General features: G+C 61.8%; 4 protein-coding genes. All 4 read left to right on the top strand.

Annotated features, from left to right (window positions below):
* Positions 1 to 574 (top strand): D-alanine--D-alanine ligase (locus OB03_RS14275; protein WP_461344605.1); only part of this gene is annotated, 574 nt, incomplete at its 5' end.
* Positions 562 to 1,407, top strand: coding sequence for a cell division protein FtsQ/DivIB (locus OB03_RS14270; RefSeq protein ID WP_242913855.1), 846 nt, complete (start codon positions 562 to 564; stop codon positions 1,405 to 1,407). The genes OB03_RS14275 and OB03_RS14270, both read left to right, overlap by 13 nt.
* A gap of 10 nt (positions 1,408 to 1,417) precedes the next feature.
* Complete coding sequence (gene ftsA, locus OB03_RS14265; RefSeq protein ID WP_427846577.1) at positions 1,418 to 2,743, top strand: cell division protein FtsA; 1,326 nt, start codon at positions 1,418 to 1,420, stop codon at positions 2,741 to 2,743.
* A 244-nt stretch (positions 2,744 to 2,987) separates the two neighbouring features.
* Positions 2,988 to 4,906: TonB-dependent receptor plug domain-containing protein (locus tag OB03_RS14260; protein WP_461344604.1), on the top strand; the 1,919-nt coding region annotated here is incomplete at its 3' end.

The raw sequence follows: 4,906 nt of genomic DNA, 5'->3' as shown, positions 1-4,906 counted from the left end.
TGACCGTCACGAGGTCGCATCGCGCCACGTCATCGAGCCGCCCTATGTGATCAAGCCGAATGCCGAAGGGTCTTCGGTCGGCGTCTATCTGGTGCGCGAGGGCGCTAACCGTCCGGTGGCCGAAGTTGGCGAAGATAGCTGGACCTATGGCGAGCAGGTCATGGTAGAGCCCTTCATCGCGGGAAAAGAACTGGCGGTTGCGGTGATCGGCGATCTGAACGGTCCGCGCGCCCTGACCATCACCGACATTACGCCGACCAAGGGCTTCTACGATTACGAAGCGAAATATTCGCCCGGTGGTTCGCGCCACGTACTGCCTGCGGAACTGCCTGCGCACGTATTTGACAAGGCTTTACGTCAGGCGGAGCTCGCCCACGCGGCCATGGGCTGCCGTGGCGTATCGCGGTCCGATTTCCGTTATGACGACGTTAACGATGTTCTTGTCTTGCTGGAGGTGAACACCCAGCCCGGCATGACCCCGACCTCGCTCGCGCCCGAGCAGGCGGCCTACGTCGGTATGGATTATCGCACTCTGGTTCGTTGGTTGGTGGAGGACGCCTCATGCCGGCGGTAGTACGCGGCGGACGTCGACAATCTGGTAAGGGGCAAGCCCCGCGCGGTGCCCCCAAGGGACGCGTGGCCGATATCGGTCGCATGGATATGTCGCCGCGGGTCGTGGCTGTTTGCCTGGTTGCGGGCGTTGCCGTTCTGGCGGGCGTTCTGGCTACGGGAGCGCGTGCAGAGCGTATCTCTGCCTCCATGCAGGAAAAGTTCGATGCCGTAACAGTCGGCATGGGTCTGAAACTGGAGCAGGTGCACGTCAACGGGGCGTCGCCAGAGGCCAAGGGTCCCATCCAGCGCGCTGTCGGTCTGTATCAGGATCAGCCTATCGTCAGTCTGGACCTGAACGCTGTACGCGAGCGGGTAGAGCAGGTGGGCTGGGTAAAGGAAGCGCGCGTGGTGCGCCTGTTGCCCAACACCATCATCGTAGACGTTAAAGAACACAATCGGCTGGCCGTTTGGCAGGTCGGTGGCAAGGCGCATGTCATCGATGCCGATGGCGTCGTAATCCCGGGTGCCGATGCCGGACGCTATCCTGAATTGCCGCTCATTGTCGGCAAGGGAGCCGATCAGGCCGCAGCCGATATCGTGCCGCTGCTTCGCCAACGTCCGCGTCTTATGAGCCGTATCGATGCGCTGGTGCGGGTAGACGAGCGCCGCTGGGACCTTCGCTTGAAGGACGGTGCCTTGATCCAGCTGCCGGCTGTCGATCAGGACTCGGCCCTGATCCGTCTCGATGCGCTGGACCAGCGTGAACGCCTATTGGATCTGGGCTTTGCCCGGGTCGATCTAAGAACGCCTGAAGAAGTGGCGATACGCCCTTCCGAAGGTGACGCGAGAGGATAGAAGCACAATGATTGGACTTCTCCGCGACCGTAAAGACGATCAGGTCGGTAACTCGTCGCGCGCGCCCGCAGTGGCTGCGCTCGACCTTGGCCAATCCAAGGTCGCCTGCTTCATCATGAAGCCAGAAGGTGTGCGTCGTGCCGACAGCACCATTCGCGTCGCCGGTGCCGGTCACGTGCAATCGCGCGGTGTGCGCGGTGGGGTGATCGTCAACATGGAAGACGCCGCCGACGCCATCGCGCGCGCTGTCGAACGGGCCGAGCGTGCTGCTGGCGCGACCATTTCCGGAGTCGTCGTCACCACCTCGATTGGCCAGATGGCCAGCCACCGCGTGTCGGCCAGTGTCTCGCTCGGCGGCCAGCCGATTTCCGATCCGGACCTTGCTCGCGCCATCAGTGCGGCCTTGTCCAAGATCAGCCTGCCGAACCGCCGCCCGATCCACGTTCTGCCAGTCGCATGGTCTGTGGACGGCTCGCGCGGCGTCCACGATCCGCGTCACTTGCAAGGCCGCACCCTCGGCCTGGACCTGCTGGTGATTTCTATGGCGGAAGGGGCATTCGGTGCCCTCAGCAACTGTCTGGAACGCGCCCACCTCGATCTGCAAGGTGTGGCTTCGGCCCCGCTTGTCACCTCGCTGGCCGCGCTGGAAGAAGACGAGATGGAGCTGGGCTCGCTGTGTATCGACATGGGGGCAGGGACGACCTCTGCCGCTGTGTGGGGCGGGCGTTCCCTGCTGCACATCGAGAGCCTCAGCGTCGGTGGCGATCACGTCACCGCCGACATCGCTCGCGGCATGACAACCTCGCGTGCAGGGGCAGAGCGCCTTAAGACGCTGCATGGCTCGGCCATGGCCAGCAATAATGAAGACCGCGAAATGGTTGAAGCCCCGCCGCGCGGCGAGGATTCGTCATCTGGTCCGGTCGTTTGGCCGCGGGCCATGCTGAAAACCATCATCGCGCCGCGTGTCGAAGAGACGCTGGAGTTGATGCGCGACCGCCTCCGCGCCGCAGGCATGCGTATTGATCCGGGCATGGGAATCGTTCTGACCGGCGGGGCCAGTCAGTTGAACGGCGTGCGTGAACTGGCAGAGCGCGTGTTTGACCACCCTTCAGTGCGTCTTGGACGTCCCCAACGCGCGCCTCACCTTGCCGAAGCTGCGGCAGGACCAGCCTTCTCCTCGGCGGCGGGCGTATTGCTGCGTGCTGCCTATGGACCGCGCGAAGCGGTGTCGGTGCATAAGCTCATGACCCGCCACATTACGGCCGCAGACGCCCCGCGTATCCACAGCGGCGGACCGTTCACCCGCGCGGCAACATGGTTGCGAGAGAACTTCTAAGTTCTTGGAACTTATAAATTAAATGATTGGGGTGCGCTGGTTATTGGATCGGCGCACCCTTTTTGATTGTGCGCCTCTACGGGATTCTCCCAATGCGAATTGTGTTAAACTGGTAACATTAGGACTGAAAGTGGCCCATATGATGCCATAATCATTGTTACGCCAACATTGATATGTGAGTTTCCACGCTCGGCGGCCCCCCTTTTGGGGGTCATGGGGAAGCCCCGAACGGGAGTTCGAACATATGAAAATCAAGCGCACTGCTTTGCTTGGCACAACCGTGCTGGCGAGCACTTTGCTCGTCACGGCTGCTCATGCGGAGCAGCAAACCAATCCGACTACGGATCAAGCCACCGAGGTTAGCGAGATCGTCGTTACGGGTTCGCGTATCCGTCGCGACCCGACGACTTCGCCGACCCCGCTGATCCAAGTCACCCAAGAGCAAATCCTGGAAACTGGTCTGGCGACGGTTATCGACTATCTGTCGACCATTCCTGCGCTGTCGAACTCCGTAATTCCGTCGGACACGACCGGTTCGGGCCTGAACGATGGTGGTCTGTCGATCGCCAACCTGCGCGCACTGGGTTCGGGCCGTACGCTGACGCTGGTTGACGGTCGCCGTCACGTCGGTTCGGTCGGTGGTGGTCTGGGTGTGGACGTCGACACCATCCCGCGCCTGCTGATCCAGAACGTTGAAATCATCACCGGCGGTGCCTCGTCGATCTACGGCGCAGACGCTGTTGCCGGCGTGCTGAACTTCAACCTGCGCGACGACTACGAAGGCGCGGAAATCGACGCCAACTATTCGGTCATCAACCAGGACGGTCAGGCTGCGAAGCGCATCTCGGCCTTGGTCGGTAAGAACTTCTTCGACGATCGTCTGAACGTCTATGCCCACGCCGAGTGGGAGCAGCAGGACGAAGTGACCGGTCTGGACATGGACTGGCTGCGCCGTTCGCCGGTGCTGCTCGGCGTTGACGCCGACCCGACCTCGGGTGCGATTGGTCCGGCAGACGATGGCATCATCGACACTCAACTGTTCTGGGGTACGAACCTGGTTCGTCTGGACCGCCCGCGCTGGTCGGTCATGACGCTGGCCAACGCTCAGCAGCCTAGCGCTCTGATCAACCCGAACGTGCCGCTGGCGGCCTGTACCGCATACAACAGCGCGAACTGCTATTCGGTTGATCCGGCCAAGACTTGGTGGTTCGACGGCACGTCCGCTCGTTTGGCCAACTTCGGCCAGCGCATCGGCGCAACGGGTTCCAGCCGTCCGTACAACATCGGCGGTGACGGTGAATCGGCTGCAGTCTTCTCGACCGACTCGCGTCTGCCGCGTTCGGAATCGCAGCGCTATCAGGTCGGTTCGACCTTCAAGATCACGGACCGCATCACGGCCTACGCCGAAGCCAAATATATCACTGAAGAAACGAACGATACGTCGCAACCGTTCTTCTATGACATCAACTTCAGCGACGCCGCCATCTCGGCTGGCCGACATGTGCAGATCACGGCAACGTCGGGCGCAAACATGCGCTGGTCGGACAACGCCTTCATCCCGGCAAACCTGAAGGCCGCTATCGCCGCCAACACGGTCACCAACTATGCTGCTGGCACCCAGAACGCTCCGGGTGCTGTGACCACGACCACGGCTGCACCGTGGGCCCGTCTGTCGGGCTTCGGTAACGACCGCTTCCAGAACAACTTCCGCGACCTGCAGCGTTATGTTGTCGCCCTTAAAGGTGACTACGACCAAGTCGGCTTCGTGAAGAACTTCGGCTGGGATCTGTCCTACACCTACGGCCGTATGGACAACGAGAACCAAGAGTTCGCGGTTGACGCCGAACGCTTCTACTTCGCTGCTGACTCGGTCGTCGACACCGCCGGCGTTCTCGGTGCCGCAGGCGCAGTTGTCTGCCGTGCCAAGCTCCTGGCCGCTCAGGGCGTAAACCTGCCGGACCCGGTCCGCGGTGGTTTCGTTCAGAACAGCGAAGCTGGCCGTGCCGCCATTGATCAGTGCGTGCCGTACAACATCTTCGGTAAGGGCAATCAGTCCGCTGAAGGCACGGCCTACGTCGAAGCCTTCGTTGACGTGACCGAAATGAACGAACAGCACCACGCTGTTGCCGCTGCTTCGGGTCAGCTGTGGGACTTCTGGGGTGC

Source organism: Brevundimonas sp. GN22, assembly GCF_054824005.1.
This window is presented reverse-complemented; position numbering and strand designations above follow the sequence as displayed.